At 49.6% G+C, this 3459-nt stretch carries 3 protein-coding genes and 1 pseudogene; 3 read left to right on the forward strand and 1 reads right to left on the reverse strand.

The annotated features are described in order from the left end of the window. A pseudogene (locus tag CV945_RS17930) lies at positions 1–67 on the forward strand (Wall-associated protein precursor); the annotation flags it as partial. Positions 68–175: 108 nt separating this feature from the next. Here CV945_RS17930 and CV945_RS16460 read toward each other — a convergent pair. Further along, on the reverse strand, positions 176–382 hold the full coding sequence (locus CV945_RS16460) for a hypothetical protein (RefSeq protein WP_082063868.1): 207 nt from the start codon (positions 380–382) through the stop codon (positions 176–178). 197 nt (positions 383–579) lie between these two features. Between CV945_RS16460 and CV945_RS16465 the strand changes: the two genes are divergently transcribed. Further along, positions 580–906, forward strand: coding sequence for a nucleoside triphosphate pyrophosphohydrolase (locus tag CV945_RS16465; protein WP_100660175.1), 327 nt, complete (start codon positions 580–582; stop codon positions 904–906). Beyond that, the gene (locus CV945_RS16470; RefSeq protein WP_100660176.1) at positions 899–3346 is read left to right on the forward strand and encodes a DEAD/DEAH box helicase family protein; all 2448 of its coding nucleotides are present in this window, start codon (positions 899–901) and stop codon (positions 3344–3346) included. Before CV945_RS16465 ends, CV945_RS16470 begins: the two co-directional genes overlap by 8 nt. The last annotated feature ends 113 nt before the right edge of the window (positions 3347–3459 follow it).

Below are 3459 nucleotides of genomic sequence, written 5' to 3' on the forward strand. Positions count from 1 at the left end.
CTCCCTTACCCCTGATCAGCGAAGGATTCTGCAGGGATTGGGCATGGATGAGAGCATCTACGTGTAACGTGATACGGAACGACCAGCGATGGTAAAAAAGGATTGCCGTCGCTCGTTGTGTTGGTCAAAAAGTTATTCTGAAAAACTAAATAAAAAATCCTTTGTTTTGACCTTGTTAGGGTGCGAAATGTGAGTAGGAAGCAAAAAAACGGACCGGATACTCGAGCAGCCCGGCCCCCGCCACGATCGAACCGAAAAAACTCGCCGCATATGCATTGAGCAAAAACGAAAGCCATACTTCCCTCGGTGAAAAAACGCGGAAGCTGAGCCCCAGCAAACCGATGCCCACCGCAGCAAGAAGCCAAAGGATCGAGTGTTCCATCATAGCCCCCAAGCGCGAATGATGTCGATTTTTCTTAGTATGGAATGAAAGAGGGGGGGTATGTGAAATTTTTGGTGTTTTCATTTTGCAACAGGCAATAAGCCTTAGAAACGGCGGTCTTCTGTGTGTTCTTTCCTATGAAAAAAAGGCGAAATTTTGTAAAATGGTAGTATAGTTTTGTAAATGGAGGAATGGACATGCCGATATACAACAAACTCGTCCGTGACCGCATCCCAACCATTATTGAACAATCAGGAAAAACGTTCACAACCCGCATACTTGACGATGAAGAGTATAGGAAAGAACTGCAGAAAAAAGCGTTTGAGGAGCTGGAGGAATACCTCCAAGCGAAAACGGATGAGGCGGCTCTTGAAGAGCTCGCAGACGTGTTGGAAATTATCCATGCTTTGGCTGAATGCCATGGCGCTTCGATCGAGCAAGTGGAACAAATCCGCGCCAAAAAGGCAGAGAAGCGCGGCGGCTTTCGGGAGAAAATTTTCTTGATTGAGGTTCACGATGAGTAAGGTGGAGTTGATTTCCAAACGCCTCCTTGACAAGCTGCAGGAACAGATAGGACGCTCGTCGACGATATACATACTGACATCGTTTGCCATGAAGTCCGGGGTTCGCTTATTGAAGGACAGTTTGCGGGCAGCTGCAGGGCGGGGGGCGGATATCAAAATTTGCGTTGGTGATTACTTGTTTGTCACTCAGCCAGAGGCGTTGCGCGAGCTCATATCCATCCACCCGGACATCGAGGTCCGCTTGTATCGGAGTGAGGGAATTTCCTTTCATCCAAAAGCGTACCTATTTGAAGATACAGAAGGCGGCTACTTCATTGTCGGTTCTTCCAACTTGTCCCGTTCGGCGCTCACTGACGGTGTCGAATGGAACCTTGGGCTGGATAAGAGCGTTGATGAGGATGTATTTGCCGAAGCAATGGAGCAGTTTTTAAAGCTGTTTTACGCTCCGGAAACCGTGCCGGTCAATACTGAAACGGTCGATGACTATGAAAAACAGCATCAGGACTACCACCAGCGGCACCCCAATTTAGCCCGCATATGGGCGGAGAATGAGGAAATCGAGTTGATGCTTCCGACGGAAACGGAGAAGAAGCAAGAGGAGGAGACGGCGGACAAGGTCGATGTTGTCCATGAAACGGCGGCACCATATGGAACGATCCAGCCGCGCTTTGCCCAAGTTGAGGCGTTGGAGCGGTTGGAAGCTGCCTATGAAGAAGGATACGACAAAGCGATGGTAGTCATGGCGACCGGGCTGGGAAAAACATACTTGGCCGCCTTTTTTGCCCGCCGCTTTTCGCGGGTGCTGTTTATCGCCCATCGTGAGGAAATTCTTCGTCAAGCGAAGCGCTCGTTTGAACGCGTGATTCCTGATCGGACAGCAGGACTGTACGATGGCAACCAAAAAGACAGAGATGCCGACATGGTATTTGCCTCGATCTTTACGTTGAGCATGAAAAAACATTTGCATTCGTTTCGCTCGGACGCATTTGACTTGATCATTGTCGACGAGTTCCATCATGCGGCGGCCCGCTCGTACGACCGCGTTCTTCGATATTTTCAGCCGAAATTTCTGCTGGGCATCACGGCTACTCCAGATCGGAGCGACAACAAAGACGTATACGCCCTTTGCGACGGCAATGTCGCCTACCGCATCGATTTTATCCAAGCGGTGCAGCGTGGGTGGCTGGCCCCCTTTCATTATTATGGGGTTTACGACGATACCGACTATTCGCAAATCAAATGGCTCGGCAACCGGTACGATGAAGAAGAATTGCTTCAAGCGCAGCTTCGCGAGGAGATGGCGGAGAAGATTTTGCGAGCGTGGGAGAAGTATAAGAAAACAAGGACGCTTGTCTTTTGTTCATCGATTCGGCAAGCTGATTTCCTGTCCGAATATTTCCAACGCCATGGCTGCCGGACGGTCAGCCTTCATTCAAAGCAGATGGCCATTTCGCGCCAGCAGGCCATTGCCATGTTGGAGCGCCGTGAATTGGATGCTATTTTCACCGTGGACTTATTCAATGAAGGAGTGGACATTCCTTCCGTTGATACGCTCTTATTTGTAAGGCCGACGGAATCGCTGACCGTCTTCACCCAGCAAGTTGGGCGCGGGCTGCGGCTGTACGAAGGCAAGGACTATTGCGTGATTATTGATTTAATCGGAAACTATCGGAATGCGGATGTCAAATTGCGCCTGTTCGATACACAGCGGGGCGAAACGAAGAAAAAGGCGCGAGAATCCGTTGTGCCAACCGTTCCAGAAACGTGCGAACTGCATTTCGATGTTCAAGCCATCCATCTTCTCGAGGAGATGCAGAAAAAACGCCAGCCGCGCAAAGAGCGGCTGCTTGCTGATTATCGGGAGCTGAAACAGGAGCTTGGCAGACGGCCGACGTATTTGGAGTTGCATCTTCATGGCCGAAGTGAAGCAGCGGAGTACAAACAAGAGTTCGGATCTTATGTCGGCTTTTTATATTGGGCGGGGGAGTTGTCGGAGCTGGAAAAGGAAGTGTTTCTAAAACACGAACCGTGGCTTGTTGAAGTAGAGCGTACGGTGATGTCAAAAAGCTACAAAATGGTTGTCCTAAAAGCCATGCTTGAGCGCGGGCCGTCGGGCTGGCATCAACCAATTACACCGCAGGAGGCTGCCCCGTTTTTCCATCGGTATTTAACGGAAAAAGAATATCGGAAGCGCATTGATTTTTCCGACGGAGAAACGAAGCGCCTCTGGGAATATGACCAGGAAAAGGTGAGCCGGTTGATCGCCCGCATGCCAATGACGAAATGGAGCGGCAGTTCGAATGGGCTGATTTCCTTTGCAAACAACGTTTTTGCGCTCCAATTTTCCATTGCGCGGGAGCATGAAGAAATCTTGTATAATTGGACGAAAGAAATTTGCGAGTATCGGTTGCATGTGTATTTTGAAAGGAAGGGGGGATGAGAAAACTCCTCTCTTTTTTTGCGTAAACGGGTCAAGTCCCGCAATTCTCGAATTGGCGCGGGTGGCACAAAACTCTTTTCAATCAGTCCATAACGCAATAATTTAGCGATCCA

The sequence above is a fragment of the Geobacillus sp. Manikaran-105 genome (assembly GCF_002809955.1).
Classification (GTDB): Bacteria; Bacillota; Bacilli; order Bacillales; family Anoxybacillaceae; genus Geobacillus; species Geobacillus thermophilus.

Bases quoted from the DNA above. Each gene is read 5' to 3' on its own strand.
- CV945_RS16460 (WP_082063868.1), bottom strand. From the start codon at position 382: ATGGAACACTCGATCCTTTGGCTTCTTGCTGCGGTGGGCATCGGTTTG.
- CV945_RS16465 (WP_100660175.1), top strand. From the start codon at position 580: ATGCCGATATACAACAAACTCGTCCGTGACCGCATCCCAACCATTATT.
- CV945_RS16470 (WP_100660176.1), top strand. From the start codon at position 899: ATGAGTAAGGTGGAGTTGATTTCCAAACGCCTCCTTGACAAGCTGCAG.